At 70.5% G+C, this 15,171-nt stretch carries 17 protein-coding genes; 10 read left to right on the forward strand and 7 right to left on the reverse strand.

All coding sequences use genetic code 11. The annotated features are described in order from the left end of the window. Positions 1 to 29 precede the first annotated feature (29 nt). Positions 30 to 932, reverse strand: coding sequence for a diacylglycerol kinase family protein (locus tag QRN40_RS17565; RefSeq protein ID WP_285117229.1), 903 nt, complete (start codon positions 930 to 932; stop codon positions 30 to 32). Positions 933 to 970: 38 nt separating this feature from the next. Next, on the reverse strand, positions 971 to 3,136 hold the full coding sequence (locus QRN40_RS17570) for a copper-translocating P-type ATPase (RefSeq protein ID WP_285117230.1): 2,166 nt from the start codon (positions 3,134 to 3,136) through the stop codon (positions 971 to 973). An 86-nt stretch (positions 3,137 to 3,222) separates the two neighbouring features. Here QRN40_RS17570 and QRN40_RS17575 point away from each other — a divergent pair, with 86 nt between their 5' ends. Together QRN40_RS17575 and QRN40_RS17580 are read left to right on the forward strand one after the other, a co-directional pair. After that, on the forward strand, positions 3,223 to 3,861 hold the full coding sequence (locus QRN40_RS17575) for an MBL fold metallo-hydrolase (RefSeq protein ID WP_285117231.1): 639 nt from the start codon (positions 3,223 to 3,225) through the stop codon (positions 3,859 to 3,861). A gap of 10 nt (positions 3,862 to 3,871) precedes the next feature. Beyond that, positions 3,872 to 5,302 (forward strand): cryptochrome/photolyase family protein, encoded by a 1,431-nt coding sequence (locus QRN40_RS17580; protein WP_285117232.1) that lies wholly within the window; start codon positions 3,872 to 3,874, stop codon positions 5,300 to 5,302. Between the two features lie 31 nt (positions 5,303 to 5,333). Here the strand turns inward: QRN40_RS17580 and QRN40_RS17585 are convergent, their stop codons facing one another. After that, positions 5,334 to 5,597 carry a hypothetical protein gene (locus QRN40_RS17585; RefSeq protein WP_285117233.1) on the reverse strand — a complete coding sequence of 88 codons (264 nt, stop codon included), beginning with the start codon at positions 5,595 to 5,597 and terminating at the stop codon, positions 5,334 to 5,336. A 67-nt stretch (positions 5,598 to 5,664) separates the two neighbouring features. Here QRN40_RS17585 and QRN40_RS17590 point away from each other — a divergent pair, with 67 nt between their 5' ends. Then, positions 5,665 to 5,853: a hypothetical protein gene (locus QRN40_RS17590; protein ID WP_285117234.1), complete on the forward strand. Its 189-nt coding sequence runs from the start codon at positions 5,665 to 5,667 to the stop codon at positions 5,851 to 5,853. 78 nt (positions 5,854 to 5,931) lie between these two features. Continuing rightward, a complete protein-coding gene (locus QRN40_RS17595; protein ID WP_285117235.1) occupies positions 5,932 to 6,678 on the forward strand; it encodes a nuclease-related domain-containing protein in 747 nt (248 codons plus the stop codon). 30 nt (positions 6,679 to 6,708) lie between these two features. On the opposite strand, the gene QRN40_RS17600 is transcribed toward QRN40_RS17595, so the two are convergent. Further along, positions 6,709 to 7,587 carry an alanyl-tRNA editing protein gene (locus tag QRN40_RS17600; protein WP_285117236.1) on the reverse strand — a complete coding sequence of 293 codons (879 nt, stop codon included), beginning with the start codon at positions 7,585 to 7,587 and terminating at the stop codon, positions 6,709 to 6,711. A gap of 96 nt (positions 7,588 to 7,683) precedes the next feature. Here QRN40_RS17600 and QRN40_RS17605 point away from each other — a divergent pair, with 96 nt between their 5' ends. Then, positions 7,684 to 8,649 (forward strand): Dyp-type peroxidase, encoded by a 966-nt coding sequence (locus QRN40_RS17605; protein WP_285117237.1) that lies wholly within the window; start codon positions 7,684 to 7,686, stop codon positions 8,647 to 8,649. Here QRN40_RS17605 and QRN40_RS17610 read toward each other — a convergent pair. Continuing rightward, complete coding sequence (locus QRN40_RS17610; RefSeq protein WP_285117523.1) at positions 8,559 to 9,476, reverse strand: DMT family transporter; 918 nt, start codon at positions 9,474 to 9,476, stop codon at positions 8,559 to 8,561. The two genes, QRN40_RS17605 and QRN40_RS17610, sit on opposite strands and share 91 nt — an antisense overlap. A gap of 75 nt (positions 9,477 to 9,551) precedes the next feature. Here QRN40_RS17610 and QRN40_RS17615 point away from each other — a divergent pair, with 75 nt between their 5' ends. From QRN40_RS17615 to QRN40_RS17635, 5 genes are all read left to right on the forward strand, one after another. Next, positions 9,552 to 10,049 carry a MarR family winged helix-turn-helix transcriptional regulator gene (locus tag QRN40_RS17615; protein WP_285117238.1) on the forward strand — a complete coding sequence of 166 codons (498 nt, stop codon included), beginning with the start codon at positions 9,552 to 9,554 and terminating at the stop codon, positions 10,047 to 10,049. Between the two features lie 98 nt (positions 10,050 to 10,147). Next, on the forward strand, positions 10,148 to 10,990 hold the full coding sequence (locus tag QRN40_RS17620) for an ABC transporter substrate-binding protein (protein ID WP_285117239.1): 843 nt from the start codon (positions 10,148 to 10,150) through the stop codon (positions 10,988 to 10,990). Positions 10,991 to 10,999: 9 nt separating this feature from the next. Further along, complete coding sequence (locus QRN40_RS17625; RefSeq protein WP_285117240.1) at positions 11,000 to 11,875, forward strand: amino acid ABC transporter permease; 876 nt, start codon at positions 11,000 to 11,002, stop codon at positions 11,873 to 11,875. After that, positions 11,872 to 12,618 (forward strand): amino acid ABC transporter ATP-binding protein, encoded by a 747-nt coding sequence (locus tag QRN40_RS17630; RefSeq protein WP_285117241.1) that lies wholly within the window; start codon positions 11,872 to 11,874, stop codon positions 12,616 to 12,618. The genes QRN40_RS17625 and QRN40_RS17630 overlap by 4 nt, the downstream gene beginning before the upstream one ends. A 75-nt stretch (positions 12,619 to 12,693) precedes the next feature. Beyond that, positions 12,694 to 12,975: a hypothetical protein gene (locus tag QRN40_RS17635; RefSeq protein ID WP_285117242.1), complete on the forward strand. Its 282-nt coding sequence runs from the start codon at positions 12,694 to 12,696 to the stop codon at positions 12,973 to 12,975. Positions 12,976 to 13,430: 455 nt separating this feature from the next. Here QRN40_RS17635 and sufU read toward each other — a convergent pair whose 3' ends face one another. Continuing rightward, positions 13,431 to 13,868: a Fe-S cluster assembly sulfur transfer protein SufU gene (sufU, locus tag QRN40_RS17640; protein WP_285117243.1), complete on the reverse strand. Its 438-nt coding sequence runs from the start codon at positions 13,866 to 13,868 to the stop codon at positions 13,431 to 13,433. After that, positions 13,865 to 15,154, reverse strand: a complete 1,290-nt coding sequence (locus tag QRN40_RS17645) for a SufS family cysteine desulfurase (RefSeq protein WP_285117244.1) — start codon at positions 15,152 to 15,154, stop codon at positions 13,865 to 13,867. The genes sufU and QRN40_RS17645 overlap by 4 nt, the downstream gene beginning before the upstream one ends. Positions 15,155 to 15,171 lie beyond the last annotated feature (17 nt).

Below are 15,171 nucleotides of genomic sequence, written 5' to 3' on the forward strand. Positions count from 1 at the left end.
AACGGGACGGGCGTCCCGGGCGCGTCGCCTCAGGCGAGGACACGGAGTGCGCCGGGCGCGACGGTGACCTCGATCGGGAGGGGGCCGATGCGCTCGCCGTCGGCATAGGCGACGATGTCGTCGGCCTCGACACGCACGCTGGTCACCGGCAGGATCGTCACCTCGGGCAGGCCCGTGTGCTCGCCGCGGAACACCTTCGGGAACATGCGGAGGAAGCGGATCCGGGACATGCGCGCGACGATGAAGAGCTCGAGCCGGCCGTCGGCGAGGTCGGCGTCCGGGACGATCCGCATCCCGCCACCCAGGGAACGGTTGTTGGCGATGGAGACGAGCATCGCATCCACCTCGAGGAGGCGGCCGTCGGCGTGGATGCGGTACGGGCGCGGATGGAGCGTGGCCAACTCGCGCAGCAGCGCGAAGATGTAGCGGCTCCGGCCGCGGGGACGGGTCATGAGGTTGGCGCGCTCGTTGACGGTGGCGTCGAACCCGGCGGAGACGACGCAGCCAAACCACGTCGTGAGCTCGCCGTGGCGGATGGTGCCCGCGTCGATCGTCCGCGGTTCGCGCTGCAGGGCCTCGAGCAGACGGTCGATCGCCGCCTCGGTGTCGTTCACCGGGATGCCGAGGCCGTCGGCGAGGTCGTTTCCGGTCCCGCTCGGGACGATGCCGAGCGGGATGCCGCTCTCGGCGACGAGGTCGATGCCGAGGTTCGCCATCCCGTCCCCACCGACCACGACGAGCGCATCGGCCGGCCCCTCCAGGGCCCGCGCGGTCTCTCGGCGCAGCAGCTCGATGTTGGCCTCGTCCATCGCCACGACCCGATGGCCGGCCTCCCGGAGGCGGTCGACCACACGGGGCCCGACGTCACGGCGGTGCCCGAAGGACGCCATGGGGTTGACCGCGACGACGACGGCCCGCGAAGTTGCAGTCACAGTGCACGATGATGACACACCGGCAGCCGTCTACCCCCTCACAGGCGGACGCGTCGCAGCAGTTGGGCGTTGATCGCGACGACGATCGTCGACAGCGACATCAGCACAGCACCGAAGGCAGGCGACACGACGACACCCAGCCCGATCGCGACACCAGCCGCCAGCGGCAGGGCGATCACGTTGTACCCGGTCGCCCAGGCGAGGTTCTGCAGCATCTTGCGGTAGGTGGCCCGGGAGAGGGTGATCACCTTCGCGACGCCGCGCGGGTCGCTGGAGGCGAGGACGACCCCCGCCGACTCGATGGCGACGTCGGTTCCCGCGCCGATCGCGATACCGACGTCGGCCTGCGCCAGGGCCGGTGCGTCGTTGACGCCGTCGCCGACCATCGCGACCCGGGAGCCGTCGGACTGCAGCTTCGCCACCGTTCCGGACTTGTCGCCCGGCAGCACCTCGGCGAAGACCTCGTCGATGCCGAGCTCCGCGGCGACGGCGTCGGCCACGGCGCGCGAGTCGCCGGTGAGAATTGCGACGCGGATGCCGCGGTCGCGGAGCGCGCGGACGGCTTCGCGGGACTCAGGACGAACGACGTCGGCCAGCGCGATCATGCCCGCCACGCGGTCGCCTCGGAGGACGTAGACGACCGTCTGCCCCTCGGCGGCCGCCCGCTCGGCGGCCAGCTGAACGGCCGGTCCGACCTGGACGCCGCGCTCCGTCAGCAGGCGCGGTGCGCCGACCACGACCGTCTCGCCGTCCACGACGGCCGAGGCGCCTCGACCACCCAGTGCCTCGAAACCTGTGACGGGCACGACCGGGAGACCGCGGCGACGCGCTTCGCGGACGATCGCGGCCCCGATCGGGTGCTCGGCAGGGGCTTCCACCGCCGCGGCGAGCGCCAGCACGGCGTCGTCGTCGGCGTTGTCGGCCGCAATGGCGGCGACTCCCTGGCGGCCCTCCGTGAGGGTGCCCGTCTTGTCGAACAGGACGACGTCGATGCGGCGGGCGTCCTCCATAGCGTGACGGTCACGGATCAGCAGACCGTTGCGGGCACCGAGCGCGGTGGAGATCTGTGCGACGAGCGGGATGGCCAGCCCCAGCGCGTGCGGGCAGGCGATGATCAGCACCGTGACCACGCGCTCAAGGACGAACGCCGGGTCGCCCGGGCGCAGGAGCGTCCAGACGATCAGGGTGACGGTCGCGACGGCGAGCGCGACGTAGAACAGCCAGGCGGCGGCACGGTCCGCCAGGATCTGGGTTCCCGACTTGCTGGCCTGCGCGTCGGAGACCAGCTTCATGATCCCGGCGAGCGCGGTGTCGCCGCCGGTCTTGGTGACGCGCACGACCAGGGAGCCGCTGCCGGAGATGCTCCCCGCGACGACCTGCTGCCCCGCTGCGCGTGTCACCGGCTTGGATTCGCCGGTGAGCAGCGACTCGTCGAGGTCGCTTCTGCCGTCGACGATCTCGCCGTCGGCCGGGACCGCGGAGCCGGGCCGCACCCGCACGAGGTCGCCCACGCGCAGATCGGCCACAGGGACGCTCTCCGGCTCGGCGTGCACGTCGGCCAGACGCTCGGCGGTGTCGGGCAGCAGCTTCGCCAGCTCGCCCAGGGCATCCTGCGCCCCCATCACGGCGGACATCTCGATCCAGTGCCCGAGCAGCATGATCAGGATGAGGGTCGCGAGCTCCCACCAGAAGTCCATCCCGGGAAGGCCCAGCGTGACGGCGACGCTGTAGCCGAAGGCGACCACGATCGCGAGCGAGATCAGCGTCATCATGCCGGGCTGCTTGGCCCTCAGCTCGTCGACGGCACCCCGGAGGAAGACGAGACCGCCGTAGAAGAAGATGACGACACCGAAGACGGCCGGGATGTACTGACTGCCCGGGAAGCGCGGTCCGCCCAGCCCGAGGATCTCCTGCAACCCGGGCGAGAAGACGAGCGTCGGGATGGTGAAGAGGAGCGTCAGCCAGAACTTGCGCCGGAAGATCGCCGGGTCGTGGCCGGCGTGACCGGAATGGTCGTGCCCGGCGTGACCAGGGTGGCCGTGACCGGCATGACCGGAATGGTCGTGCCCCGCGTGACCGGAATGGTCATGCCCTGCGTGACCCACTCCCCCGTGACCGGGGTGCTCCTGGGCGTGGGGATGCTCGTGCTCATGCGCGTGATCCGCCTCGTGCGCGGCGGCCAGCTGCTCCTGGTTCTCGTCCATATCCCTCCAAACAGTACCCCCTAGGGGTATATTCCTCAATGGCCCTCTGCTTGCGTGGGCATCCCATCCGGTATTTCCTGGGAAGCATGAGACTCACCAAGTTCGAACACTCCGGACTCCTGCTCGAGCAGGACGGGCAGAAGCTGTTCGTCGACCCCGGAAGCTTCACCTCCCCCCTGACCGACACTGCGAACGCCGTCGCGGTGGTCATCACCCACGAGCACCCCGACCACTGGACGCCGGAGCAGCTGAAGCGCGTGCTCGACCTCTCCCCCGACGCGACGATCTACGGGCCGGCCGGCGTCGCCGCAGCGGCGACGGACTTCGACGTCACGGTGGTGAACCCGGGCGATACTGTCGAGGTCGGTGCCTTCACGCTCCGCTTCTTCGGGGGCAGGCACGCCGTCATCCACGAGAGCATCCCGGTCGTCGACAACGTCGGGGTGCTGGTGAACGACACCCTCTACTACGCCGGCGACTCCTTCTCGATCCCCGAGGGCGTCGAGGTGGATGTGCTGGCGGCCCCGGCGGGCGCGCCCTGGATGAAGATCGCGGAGAGCATGGAGTACGTCCTCGCCGTCAAGCCCAAGCGGAGCTTCCCCATCCATGAGATGGTGCTCTCGCGCGCCGGCAAGGACATGTCGAACGCTCGCCTGAGCTGGGCCACCGAGCAGAACGGCGGCACCTTCTCGCCGCTGGAGCCCGGCGACTCGCTCGACCTCTGAGCGCCGACCCGTGAGCGGCGAGCGCAGCACGACGACGAGCAGCACCACGGCGAGCACCGACTCCCGCGACGACGGCCCGGCCGTCGTCTGGTTCCGCGACGATCTCCGGGTTGCCGACAACCCGGCGCTCTCCGCCGCCGCCCGATCGGGTCGCCCGGTGCTGTGCGTCTTCGTCTGGGACGACGAGACGCCCGACCTCCGCGTTCCGGGCGCCGCGAGCCGCTGGTGGCTGCACCACAGCCTCGCCGCGCTCACCGAATCGCTCGAACGCCTCGGCGCTGGCCTGACGATCCTCCGCGGGCCGAGCGAACGGGTCATGACCGACCTCCTGGAGACCGCGGGCGCGGCCGCGGTCTTCTGGAATCGCCGCTACGGAGGCGTCGAGCGACACATCGACGAGGCGATCAAGTCGGCTGCCCGCGATGCCGGCCGTGAGGCGACGAGCTTCGCGGCGAACCTGCTGTTCGAGCCGTGGACGATCCGCACGGGACAGGGCACCGCCTTCTCGGTCTACACGCCGTTCTGGCGGGCATGCTTGTCGGCTCCTGAGCCGCGCAAGCCCGGGCCCGCACCCGACTCGCTCCGCGGGGCGCAGGCGCCGTCGACGTTGCAGACGGTGACTCTCGACGATCTCGGTCTCCTGCCGACCCATCCCGACTGGGCGGCCGGACTCCGGGAGGCGTGGGTGCCCGGCGAGGAGGCGGCGCACGAGCAGCTGGAGCGCTTCCTCGCGGAGGATGTGGGCGACTACCGCGAGCAGCGCGACGTGCCCGGCGTGGATGCGACGTCGCGGCTTTCCCCGCGCCTCCGCTGGGGAGAGTTGAGCCCGCACCAGGTGTGGCACGCCACGGCGGAGCGGCGCGACCGCTCGACCGCGCAGGGCGCCTCGACCTTCCTCTCCGAGGTGGGCTGGCGCGAGTTCGCCTACCACACGCTCTTCGAGCACCCGGACCTTGCGACCGTGAACATCCATCGCGAGTACGACTCCTTCCCGTGGCCCCCGCTGGACGATTCAGCGCTCCGGGCCTGGCATCAGGGTCGCACCGGCATCCCGCTGGTGGACGCCGGGATGCGGGAACTGTGGACAACCGGTGTCATGCACAACCGTGTGCGCATGGTCACGGCGTCCTTCCTGATCAAGAACCTGCTGATCGACTGGCGTCTCGGCGAGCAGTGGTTCTGGGACACCCTGGTGGACGCCGACCCGGCGAACAACGCCTTCAACTGGCAGTGGATCGCCGGCAGCGGCGCCGACGCGGCGCCCTACTTCCGCGTGTTCAACCCCGAGCTGCAGCGCGAGAAGTTCGACGCGCACGGCGACTACGTGCGGCGCTGGGTGCCCGAATGGGACACCGAGGAGTACCCCGAGCCGATCGTCGACCTCAAGGAGACCCGCCGCGCCGCCCTGGCCGCCTACGACGCGGTCAAGCGCTCCCGCTGAGCGGGCGCGGGAACCGGCTCAGCGACCCTGCTCAGCGACCGTGCTCGGCGAGGATCTGGTCGACGTCGATCCGCCGGAGCAACTCCTCCCAGTCGATCGATCGCGCCTGATCCGCGACCTCTTCCTCGGCGAACACCTTGCCGCTGCGCTCGACCACGATGCCCGGGGGCAGCATCCGGTTGAGTTCGGCAAGGATCGCGTCGTCGACGGCTTCCGTGTCGAAGTCGGCCCCGACCTGCGCGAAGTAGTCGCCGGACACGGTGTACGACACGATCCCGGTTTCGATGCGGCTCATGTGCCGAATCGTAGCCCGTCCCGGGTAACGGCCGTCAACCTCCACGGACGCGCGTACAGTGCGCCGCATGACCGATCGACCGGATGACACCGCCGTGCCCCGTGACGCCGACGAGTTGAACGACGCCGTCAGCGAGCTCGGCGAGAGCGACACCGACCGTCTCGAGACCGTGCAGGAGCGCAACGAATCGCTCGAGGAGCGCCTTCCGTCCCCTGACGAGCTGCCCCGCACGCACGGTTCCCCCGGTCAGGGGTAGCCGCCACGATCTGTCCCCGGGTGGGGACTGGGATGGGCTGAGCCGGCTCTGTACGTTCGTCAGGTGAGCGGACAACGGATGCGTGACCGAGCCCCCGGTGCGGCGGTGATGGAGCAGGTGGTGCGCCTCCAGCAGGCGTCGCCTCCGCGCTCACCGCTGGCCCGCGCGTTCGGCGTGCACCCGCTGCCGGAGGACGCGCATCCCTGGTTCTCCGGCGCGCTCGGCGAACGCGAGGTCGGAGCAGCGCTCGACCGTCTTCCGGCCGGATGGAGCGCCTTCCATGCGGTCCCCGTCGGGTCCGGCGAGGCGGACGTCGACCATCTGGTCGTGGGCCCCGGCGGGGTCTTCGTGATCAACACCAAGCACCACCGCGGCGGGAGCGTGACCGTATATCAGCGGGCCGTGCTCGTGAACGGCGCAAAGCAGCCGTACCTCCGCAACTCCGACTTCGAGGCCTCCCGGGTGCGCGGCCTGCTGCTGCGCGCCGGCATCGAGGCGCGGGTGCAGCCGGTGATCGCCGTGGTGGGCGCGAAGGAGGTGCGTTTCCGCCAGCAGCCGTCGCGGGCGACGCTGCTGCGGGCCGAGTCTCTGGTGCGCTGGCTGAGCCGTCGCCCTGCGGTGCTGGATGCGGCGACGGTCGCGCGCGCTGCGCACCTCTTCGACGACCCGGCGACCTGGCGACCGGTGGCGTCCTCGGCCGACACGACGGAACGGTTCGATGCCATCGCGCGGCAGGTCCGCTGCGCGCAGCTCGTACGCGCCGGCTGGGGCGTGGCGTTCGGGCTCGGGCTGTTCGCCGTCGCGCTGCCGTTCCTCCCGCACTAGTCCAGCGGTCTCAGGCGAGACCTGGCGGTCTCAGGCGATGCGGGCCGTGGTCCGCATCGTGAGCGCGAGCGCACCCTCCGCCTCCGACAGCTCCAGCTGCACCCGGGCCTCGGTCAGCTCCCCCAGTGACCGCAGGTGCGTGCCGCCGCACGGGATCTCCACCACGCCCTCCGGCAGTTCGGCGCGCCAGTACCGACGGTCGCCCAGACCGAGCCGTCCGCCCTCGCGCGCTATCGACACCGGAGCGCCGGTCGCGAGCCAGCCGGCGAGCGCCCGGTTCGCGGCCGCCTCGACCTCGTCGAGCTGTGCGGCGAGATCGGCAGCGGCAAAGCCCTTCTTGCGCAGGCTCTTGCCGATCCGGTACTCGTCGATCGAACCGCCCTCCAGGATGCGCGAGCTGCTGATCGCGAGCTGGTCGAAGTTGGGGCGACCGCGCCCATCGACCGTGACCTCTTTCGTCCACAGTCCTGACAGCGCCTCGTTGAGTGCGAGCGACGCCAGGTGACAGGCGGTATGACCGGCGGACAGCGCGTGGCGTCGGGCGGCATCCACGCTGATCGTCACGGCGTCGCCCTCCGCGAGTCCGGCCGGGTCGTCGACGAGATGGCAGACGACGAACGCCCACCCCTCTGTTCCGGTCCGCACGGGCGCATCCCCGACGTGCAGCACGGTCCCGTCCGTGGCGCCGACGACCGCATCCACGATGTCGTACGTGCGACCACCTGCGGACAGGACGCCGGCGTCGGCCGGCTGATCCGGCCACACCGGGTCCACCGGGTGGAAGGCCGTGCGGTCGAGGATGACCGCGGCTCGACCGTCGGCGAGCGGCTCGACGTGAAGGACGGCACCGGTCGAGGTGAGGTCGCCGTCGGGATACGTGACGGCTGTGTCGATGCTGGGGAGGCTCATGCCTCCAGACTATTCGCGGGCCGTGCCTCGGGACGCAGAGCGCAGGTCTGCAGCCCGCGCTGGCGGAAGGGACCCGCGGTACGGCAGCATGGCGGCATGGCGAATCCCGGCGACCAGAACTGGCAGCGCGTCCCCATCGATCCGCAGAGCGTCGACGCACCCCTGTCGCGCGCCGCGGTCTTCCTGGTCGTCACCGTCGCCGACACACCGGAGGCGCTCGCCACCGTCAAGGACGTGCTCGGCGGGATCACCGACCACGTCAAGACGGTCGGCTTCCGCGACCTCGGCGCCCGCCTTTCCTGCAATGTGGGGATCGGTGCGGACCTGTGGCGCCGCATCACCGATGCGCCTCCGCCGCGCGAGCTGCATCCGTTCCGCGAGATCGCGGGGCCCGTGCACACGGCCGTGTCCACGCCCGGCGACCTGCTCTTCCACATTCGGGCGGAGCGCGGCGACTTCACGTTCGAGCTGGAGCGTCAGCTGCTCGACGCGCTGGGCGACGCGGTCCAGGTGGTGGATGAGGTCACCGGCTTCCGGTACTTCGACGCCCGCGATCTGCTCGGCTTCGTCGACGGGACCGCCAACCCGGCGGGCGGCGACATGGCGGACGCCACCACCGTCGGGGACGAGGATCCCGATCACGCCGGCGGGAGCTACGTGGTCGTGCAGAAGTACCTGCACGACCTCTTCTCGTGGAACCGGCTCCCGGTGCCGTCGCAGGAGGGTGTGATCGGCCGGACCAAGGTGGAGAACATCGAGCTGGACGACGCGGAGCACGGCCAGAAGTCGCACAAGACGCTGGCGACGATCGTCGACGAGGCAGGCGTGGAGCACGACATTCTGCGTGACAACATGCCCTTCGGGCGCCCCGGTCACGGTGAATACGGCACGTACTTCATCGGCTACTCCCGTGCGCTCTGGGTCATCGAGCGGATGCTGGAGCGGATGTTCGTCGGCGATCCGGAGGGCAGCTACGACCGCATCCTCGACTTCTCGACGGCTGCGACCGGCTCGACCTTCTTCGCGCCGACCCGCAGCTTCCTGGAGTCGCTGGAGAGCTGATCCTTCCGCCGCCTCCGGACCTGGCCGAGCGCGATGCCCGCGAGCACGATCACGAGGCCGGCCAGCTGTCGTCCGGACAGCGCCTCGCCGGCGACCAGCGCGCCGATGACGACACCGGTGACGGGATTGAGCAGGCCGATGAGGCCGACGGTCCCGGCGGGCAAGTGCCGCAGGCCCGCGAACCAGGCGACGAACGCCACCGCGGTCGCGACGATGGTCACGTAGGCGAAGCCGGCGATGGCCGGTCCGTCGAGAGCGGGCGGCGCACCTTCGACCACCAGCGCGACGGGAAGCACGAGGAGCCCGCCCGCGAGCAGCTGCCATGCCGTCGACGCGACCAGGTCCACGGTTCCCCAGCGCGTCGCCAGTGCGTAGCCGACGGCGGAGGAGGCGAGCGCCAGCACCGCCAGCGCGATCCCGATGGGGTCCACGGGACGGTCGCCGCCGAACAGCATCAGGGCGACCCCCGCGATCCCGGCCACTCCCCCGGCGAGAGCCAGGATGCGCGGGCGCTGCCCGAGAAGGACCCGCGCGGCCGCCATCATGACCAGCGGCGAGGCGGCCATCACGGTCGCCGCCACTCCCGAGGGAAGCCGCTGGGCCACCGCGTACACGAGCGCGAAGAAGCCTCCGGTGTTGAGCATCCCGAGCAGCGCGGAGCGCCACCACCAGGCGCCGTGCGGTCGCTGCCTGCTCAGCAGAAGCAGGATGACGCCCGCGGGCAGCGCGCGGATGACCGCGCCCCACAGCGGCTCGGCCGGCAGCACGGCGCGCGTGACGACGTACGTCGAGCCCCACGCGACGGGTGCGATGGCGGTGAGCAGCATCCAGCGCCAGGCGTTGGTTCTCGTGGTAGCTTCCATGGAAGCTACTTTAGCTTCCGTGGAAGGTATTGTGAAGGCATGGACGAACCGACCGACGCCGTCGACCGCATCCAGGCCGAGTGGAGGCGCGAGCGGCCCGACGTGGACGTCGCCCCGCAGGGCGTCATCGGGCGACTGCACCGGGTGGCCGCGCGCCTCACCGACGAGCTCGACACCGTCTACGACGCGCACGGACTCGCCGAGGGCGACTTCGACGTGCTCGCGACGCTCCGTCGCGCCGGCTCCCCGTACGAGCGCACGCCCGGCGAGCTCGCCGAGCACACCATGATCACCACGGGCGGGATGTCGAAGCGCATCGACCGCCTCGAACGCGCGGGAATGGTGGCGCGGCGCGCATCCGAGACCGATGGCCGCGGACGCGTCGTCGCTCTCACCCGTCGCGGACGGGAGACCATCGACGCGGCGTTCACCGACCACATGGCCAACGAGCGCCGGCTCGTCGACCGGCTGAACAGCAGGGATGCGGCCGAGCTCGAGCGCATCCTCACCGAGTGGCTGGCCCGCCTGGAATCGTGAGGCGTTGGTCGTAACACGGCGCAAGGAAGTTGCGGGCCCGCGCCGACGTGCGGGAGTCTGAAAGACCCCACAGCACCGTGAATCCACCCGGAGGATCCATGTCCCGTTCGCGCCGCATCCTCGCCGCCGCAGCAGCATTCACCGCCGCAGCGCTCACCCTCGCCGGGTGCGCCGCGGGTTCGAGCGGAGGGTCGTCCGCGGGCGACGACTACACCACCCCCGGCAAGCTGACCATCGGCACCGCCGAGCCGGCGTACTCGCCGTGGGTCCAGGACGACAAGCCGCAGTCCGGGAAGGGCTTCGAAGCCGCCGTCGCGTACGCCGTGGCCAAGCAGCTCGGGTTCGCCAAGGGCGACGTCACCTGGGTGCGCACGACCTTCGACCAGGCCATCGCTCCGGGCCCGAAGACCTTCGACTTCAACCTGCAGCAGTTCTCCATCACCGACGAGCGCAAGAAGGCGGTCGACTTCTCGTCGCCGTACTACGAGACGACACAGGCGGTGGTGACGGTCGCATCCTCCCCCGCCGCGAAAGCGAAATCCCTGACCGACCTGAAGAAGCTGTCCATCGGCGCGCAGTCCGCGACGACCAGCTTCAACGCCGCGGAGAAGCAGATCGCACCGCAGGGCGGCGTGCAGGCGTTCAACTCCAACGACGACGCCAAGCTGGCACTCGAGAACAAGCAGGTCGACGCGATCGTCGTCGACCTGCCGACCGCCTTCTACCTCCGCGACGCCGAGCTGAAGGACGGCAGCATCGTAGGTCAGCTCCCCAAGGTCTCCGGCCAGGAGGGCGACCGGTTCGGACTGGTCCTCGCCAAGGACAGCCCCCTCACCACGAAGGTGACGGCCGCGGTGGATGCGCTGCGGAAGGACGGCACGCTCGACAAACTGGCCGAGCAGTGGCTCGCCGCGGACGGTGACGCGCCCGTGCTCAAGTAGCCTTCGACGGTGACCGACACCTCGACGCCGCCGACCGTCGACGCTCCACAGCCGAGCGCCGTCGAACGGGACCGGCGGCTGTACCGCAAACGGCAGACCACGCGCTCGGTGCTGATCAGCCTGGGCAGCACGCTGGTCGTGGCCGTTCTCGCCTGGGTGTTCGTGATCAACACGCCGGGATGGGCGCGCGTCCAGCAGACCTTCTTCGACCCGGCCGTCGCGGTGCAGGCTTGGCCGCGGGTGTTCGACGGGCTGCTGCTGAACATCCGCGTGCTCATCGTCGCGGCTCTCGGCGTGCTCGTGGTGAGCATCCTGCTCGCCACCGTGCGCACGCTCCGCGGACCGATCTTCTTCCCGTTGCGCGCGCTGGCGGCGGGCTACACCGATCTGTTCCGCGGCATGCCGCTGATCATCGTCCTGTACCTCGTCGGCTTCGGGCTGCCCGGCCTCGGGGTGTTCCCGCGCATGCCACCGGAGTTCTGGGGCACGCTCGCGCTCATCCTCGTGTACTCCGCCTACGTCTCGGAGGTGTTCCGCGCCGGCATCGAAGCGGTGCACCCGTCCCAGCGGCTGGCGGCGCGCGGCCTCGGGCTGTCGCACTACCAGACGCTGCGGCTCGTGATCCTGCCGCAAGCGGTACGCAAGGTGACACCGGCACTGATGAACGACTTCGTCGCGATGCAGAAGGACGTCGGGCTGATCTCGGTGCTCGGCGCGGTGGATGCGGTGCGCGCGGCCCAGATCGAGACGGCGGCCACCTACAACTTCACGCCCTACGTGCTGGCCGGGCTGCTGTTCGTGCTCTTGGCGTGGCCGACCATCCGGCTCACCGATTGGTACGCGGCGCGCGTCCGCAGCCGCGAGCAGGTCGGGAGCATCGTATGAGCGAGCCGGTCCTGCGGCTGACCGGGATCCGGAAACGGTTCGGTGAGACCGAGGTGCTGCGCGGCATCGACCTCGACGTCCAGGAGCACGAGGTCGTCGCGCTGATCGGCGCCAGCGGCTCGGGCAAGTCGACACTGTTGCGCACGATCAACCTCCTGGAGCAGCTGGACGACGGCCAGATCCTCCTGCGCGGGACGGACATCAGCGACCCGCGGATCGCGGCCGACGCCGTGCGCGGACGCATCGGGGTCGTCTTCCAGCACTACAACCTCTTCCCGCACCTCAGCGTGCTCGACAACGTGACCCTCGCCTCCCGTCGTGTGCACCGCATCCCCCGTGCTGCGGCCGAAGAGAAGGCGCTCGCACTGCTGGACGGCATCGGGCTGGGCGACAAGGCCAAAGAGTTCCCGGATCGCCTCTCGGGCGGCCAGCAGCAGCGGGCGGCCATTGTGCGCGCCATCGCCACGGATCCGGAGCTGCTGCTTCTCGACGAGGTGACCAGCGCGCTGGACCCGGAGCTCGTGGGCGAGGTGCTGGAACTGGTCCGCACGCTCAAGGCGTCGGGGACGACGATCGTGATGGCGACCCACGAGATGGCGTTCGCACGCGATGTCGCGGACCGTGTGGTGTTCCTCGACCGTGGGGTGATCGCGGAGCAGGGGCCGCCCGCGCAGCTCTTCGGTGCGCCGACGGAGGACCGCACCCGGGAGTTCCTCGCCCGGTTCTCGGAGTGGACGACGTAACGCGGCGAAGGCTTTCGCAACAGGTCGTCATCTTCGTGGCGAGCGGGTGCGGCCGCGCGGTACAAACGGTCGATCATGTCGCGCATCTTCACGAGCAAGTTCAACCCGGGGCGGGCCCGCTGGGAGCTGGTCGTCACCCCGCAGGGCGACGTCTACGCGTTCCCGCTCACGCTGCCGATCGCGCAGCGTCAGGTGCTCGGCGGTCACCGGCGCTACCTCGTGGGACGCGTCACCAAGGGCTCGGCGGCCTGGACGGCGGCAGGCCCGTCCGGGCTCGTCTACGGGACGACGTTCCCCACGCTCCCCTCCGCGCTGGAGGCGATCGCGGACGAGGTCGACCTCGCGCCGGTGCCGTGACGGGTGCGGGCCGGAGTGGGGGCTCTTACGTCAATGGGAGGAGATCCCGTGGGCGCAGCGACGGAGATCCGGCGGCTATCGGAGGAGAAAGGGCGCCCAACCTCCTCCGGACCGCGGTGCAGCAGGAGAATCGGCGCGATTTCGGCCGATTCTCCTCCGCTGGCGGGAGCGGCGGCGCGGGTCGGCAGGGGCCCAGCGACGGAGATCCGGCGGCTATCGGAGGAGAAAGGGCGCGAAATCTCCTCCGGACCGCGGTGCGACAGGAGAATCGGCGCGATTTCGGCCGAATCTCCTCCGCTAGCGGGAGCGGTGGCGCGGGTCGGCAGGGGTCGAGCGACGGAGATCCGGCGGCTATCGGAGGAGAACGGGCGCGAAATCTCCTTCGGACCGCGGTGCGGCAGGAGAATCGGCGCGATTTCGGCCGAATCTCCTCCGGTGGCAGCTAGCGCGGGGCGTCAGGAGGACTTGAGCAGCGCGTCCTCGAGGGCGACCCAGGGCAGCATCGCGCACTTGACGCGGGTGACGTACTTCGAGACGCCGGCGAGGGCGACCGCGTCGCCGAGCAGCTCCTCGTCGCCGTCGAGCGTGCCCTTCGACTGCATCAGCTCACGGAAGGCGGCGATGGATGCGGCCAGCCGCTCGCGGTCCACATCCTCCACCAGGTCGCTGAGCAGCGACGCGGACGCGGTCGAGATGGAGCAGCCGTGCCCCTCCCAGCCGATGGAGACGACGCGCCCGTCGGCCGCCGTGCGCACGCCGACCGTCACCTCGTCGCCGCAGGTTGGATTGAACTGGTGGGAGCTGGCCGCTTCGTCCCCCGCGATGCCGTAACCGTGCTTCTCGCGGGCGTGGTCGAGGATGACCTGCTGGTACAGGTTCTGCAGGTCGCTCATCGCGCACCCCCGCCCGTGACGCCGAAGAAGGCTCGGGAGTCCGCGATCGCCTCGATCGCCGCATCCACCTCGTCCGCTGTGTTGTAGAGGTACGTGCTGATGCGCGTGCTCGCCGTCGCACCGAAGCGGCGGTGCACCGGCTGGGCGCAGTGGTGGCCGACCCGGACGGCGATGCCCCTGTCGTCGAGGAACTGGCCGACATCGTGCGCGTGGATCCCCTCCACCACGACGCTCGCCAGGCCGACGCGCGGCACGCCCGGTCCAGGGCCCAGAATGCGGACAACCTCGAGCTCGCCGAGCCCGGCGAGCAGACGCTCCCCGAGCGCCTCCTCGTGGGCCTCGATCTCCGGCATGCCGACCGCCTCCAGGTAGTCGACCGCCGCCGCCAACGCGACCGCCTGCGACACGCGCTGCGTGCCGGCCTCGAATCGCTGCGGCGCCGGCAGGTACTCGGCGCCCTCTAGGGTCACCTGCGTGATCATCGAGCCGCCGGTGAGGAAGGGAGGCAGCGCGTTCAGCAACTCGCTGCGGCCGTACAGCGCTCCGACCCCGGTCGGGCCGAGCATCTTGTGACCCGAGAACACTGCGAAGTCGACGTCGAGCGCCGGGAAGTCGACCCCGAGGTGCGGGACGGACTGGCAGGCGTCGAGCACGACGAGGGCGCCGTGCTCATGGGCCAGCGCGACCAGCTCGGCCACAGGATTGATGCCGCCGAGCACGTTGGAGACGTGGGCGAACGCGACGACCTTGGTGCGCGGACCGATCAGCTCCGCCGCCTGGTCGAGGCGCAGCATCCCGTCGTCGGTGAGGCCGATCACGCGCAGCGTCGCGCCCGTGCGGGCCGCGAGCTCCTGCCACGGGATGAGATTTGCATGGTGCTCGGCCTCCGTGACGACGAGCTCGTCGCCCGGGCCGAGACGGAAGCGCTCGGCGGCCGAGCCGCCGCGACCCAGCGACGCGTTCGACATCCCGTACGCGAGGAGGTTGATGCCCTCGGTGGCGTTCGAGGTCCACACCAGTTCGTCCGGCTGGGCGCCGACGAAGGCCGCGACACGTGCGCGCGCATCCTCGAACAGCTCGGTCGCCTCGCCCGCGACGGTGTGGGCACCGCGATGCACGGCCGAGGTGTACCGCTCGGCGAAGGCGCGTTCGGCGTCGAGCACCTGTCGCGGCTTCTGCGACGTGGCCCCCGAGTCGAGATAGACGAAGGGGTGGCCGTTCACCTCTCGGGAGAGGATCGGGAAGTCCGCACGCAGGGCGGTCGGGTCGAGGGTTGTGGTGCGCATACCGGCCACAACGTTAC

Origin of the sequence: Leifsonia sp. fls2-241-R2A-40a (assembly GCF_030209575.1) — a bacterium.
GTDB lineage: Bacteria > Actinomycetota > Actinomycetes > Actinomycetales > Microbacteriaceae > Leifsonia.

Excerpts from the sequence above, each read along its gene's own strand:
- QRN40_RS17570 (WP_285117230.1), bottom strand. The coding sequence starts at position 3,136 with ATGGACGAGAACCAGGAGCAGCTGGCCGCCGCGCACGAGGCGGATCAC.
- QRN40_RS17575 (WP_285117231.1), top strand. The coding sequence starts at position 3,223 with ATGAGACTCACCAAGTTCGAACACTCCGGACTCCTGCTCGAGCAGGAC.
- QRN40_RS17585 (WP_285117233.1), bottom strand. The coding sequence starts at position 5,597 with ATGAGCCGCATCGAAACCGGGATCGTGTCGTACACCGTGTCCGGCGAC.
- QRN40_RS17590 (WP_285117234.1), top strand. The coding sequence starts at position 5,665 with ATGACCGATCGACCGGATGACACCGCCGTGCCCCGTGACGCCGACGAG.
- QRN40_RS17595 (WP_285117235.1), top strand. The coding sequence starts at position 5,932 with ATGCGTGACCGAGCCCCCGGTGCGGCGGTGATGGAGCAGGTGGTGCGC.
- QRN40_RS17600 (WP_285117236.1), bottom strand. The coding sequence starts at position 7,587 with ATGAGCCTCCCCAGCATCGACACAGCCGTCACGTATCCCGACGGCGAC.
- QRN40_RS17605 (WP_285117237.1), top strand. The coding sequence starts at position 7,684 with ATGGCGAATCCCGGCGACCAGAACTGGCAGCGCGTCCCCATCGATCCG.
- QRN40_RS17610 (WP_285117523.1), bottom strand. The coding sequence starts at position 9,476 with ATGCTGCTCACCGCCATCGCACCCGTCGCGTGGGGCTCGACGTACGTC.
- QRN40_RS17615 (WP_285117238.1), top strand. The coding sequence starts at position 9,552 with ATGGACGAACCGACCGACGCCGTCGACCGCATCCAGGCCGAGTGGAGG.
- QRN40_RS17620 (WP_285117239.1), top strand. The coding sequence starts at position 10,148 with ATGTCCCGTTCGCGCCGCATCCTCGCCGCCGCAGCAGCATTCACCGCC.
- QRN40_RS17630 (WP_285117241.1), top strand. The coding sequence starts at position 11,872 with ATGAGCGAGCCGGTCCTGCGGCTGACCGGGATCCGGAAACGGTTCGGT.
- QRN40_RS17635 (WP_285117242.1), top strand. The coding sequence starts at position 12,694 with ATGTCGCGCATCTTCACGAGCAAGTTCAACCCGGGGCGGGCCCGCTGG.
- sufU (WP_285117243.1), bottom strand. The coding sequence starts at position 13,868 with ATGAGCGACCTGCAGAACCTGTACCAGCAGGTCATCCTCGACCACGCC.
- QRN40_RS17645 (WP_285117244.1), bottom strand. The coding sequence starts at position 15,154 with ATGCGCACCACAACCCTCGACCCGACCGCCCTGCGTGCGGACTTCCCG.